The organism is Streptomyces sp. NRRL WC-3549 (genome assembly GCF_000721935.1).
Taxonomy (GTDB): domain Bacteria; phylum Actinomycetota; class Actinomycetes; order Streptomycetales; family Streptomycetaceae; genus Streptomyces.
This window is the reverse complement of record NZ_KL585394.1, coordinates 393795-395037: the sequence shown is the minus strand read 5'-3', so window position 1 is coordinate 395037 and position 1243 is coordinate 393795. Positions and strand designations below refer to the sequence as shown.

Annotated in this window: 1 protein-coding gene and 1 pseudogene; both read left to right on the top strand. The window is 71.3% G+C overall.

Annotated features, from left to right (window positions below):
- Window positions 1–857: pseudogene (locus IH13_RS0112560) on the top strand (serine/threonine protein kinase); the annotation flags it as partial.
- Window positions 858–1055: 198 nt separating this feature from the next.
- A partial coding sequence (locus IH13_RS0112555; RefSeq protein ID WP_037841159.1) for a hypothetical protein occupies window positions 1056–1243 on the top strand: 188 nt, incomplete at its 3' end.

Below are 1243 nucleotides of genomic sequence, written 5' to 3'. Positions count from 1 at the left end.
CCTCGGCCTCCGGTCCGTCCCGGCCGGGAGGCGCCCCCGCCTCCACCCGCGCCTCGATCACGGACGTCGTGCCGCGCCGCACCCTGGCGATCATCGCCGGGGTCGTGGTCCTCGCGGTGCTCGGTACCGTCCTCGCGCTCACTCTCGGGGGCGGCGACAAGGGCGACACCTCGGGCGGTGGCTCCAAGGGCGGCACCGTCTCCTCGGCGGGGGCGGACACGGGTGGCGACACCGGCTCCGGATCCGGCGGCGGCGGCTCCGGCAAGGAGGAGCAGTCCGGCGGCGGCAGCGAGACGGACGGAGACGGCCGGAAGGACGGCCAGGCCCAGGAGACGGGCGAGGCGACCGGTGACGCCTCGCCGTCGGGTCCGGAGAGCGGCGCCCCGGCCTCCGACGGCGTTCCGGACGGGTACAAGAAGGTCACCGACAGCAGATTCCACTTCACCATGGCGATGCCCGAGGGCTTCGCACGCAACGGCATCGCGGGCAGCAACTCGGGCGGCATCTACAACGTCGACGGCGGCTTCCCGCGCGTCCAGGTCGACTACAACTCCTCGCCCGGTGACGACGCGGCGGCGGCCTGGCGGGGTCTGCGGGGCGCCGTGGCCGGAAGCAGCAGCAGCTACAAGCACCTCGGCATCAAGAAGGTCGACTACAACGGCTACCCGACCGTCGCCGACTGGGAGTTCGTCCGTACGCAGAAGGGCGTGCGGATCCGGGTGCTCAACCGGGGCTTCAAGGTGGACGCCACCCACGGCTACTCGATCATGATCAGCTGCAAGGAGAGCGAGTGGGACGGGGCGGAGTGCACCAAGCTGCGTCAGACGGCGTTCGACACCTTCGCGCCCACCGACTGACGGGCCGGCAGGCCCCGCGTACGCGCGGAACGGCCGTGTTGCCCCGACCCGGCCGCGCGACGGCGACTTGCCACGTATCGTGAGAGCCCATGGACCGTACGCATCCGGGATCATGGGTCAATTGCACCGCAAGTGACCGCAATTGACGGATCGATGCGGTCTCCGTGACCGGGAGATCGTGCGCTCTGGGGAGGCCTCGTGGACGACTACGCGGGTCGGGTTCTTGCCGACCGCTACCGCCTGCCGCTGCCTCCGTCCGATGCGTACGAACTGGTGGAGACCCGGGCGTTCGACACCTACAGCGGGCAGGAGGTCCTGGTCCGCCAGGTGCCGCTCCCGGAGGTCGTGGACGCGGAGGTGCTGGACGCCGACGGGATGCCCTCGGC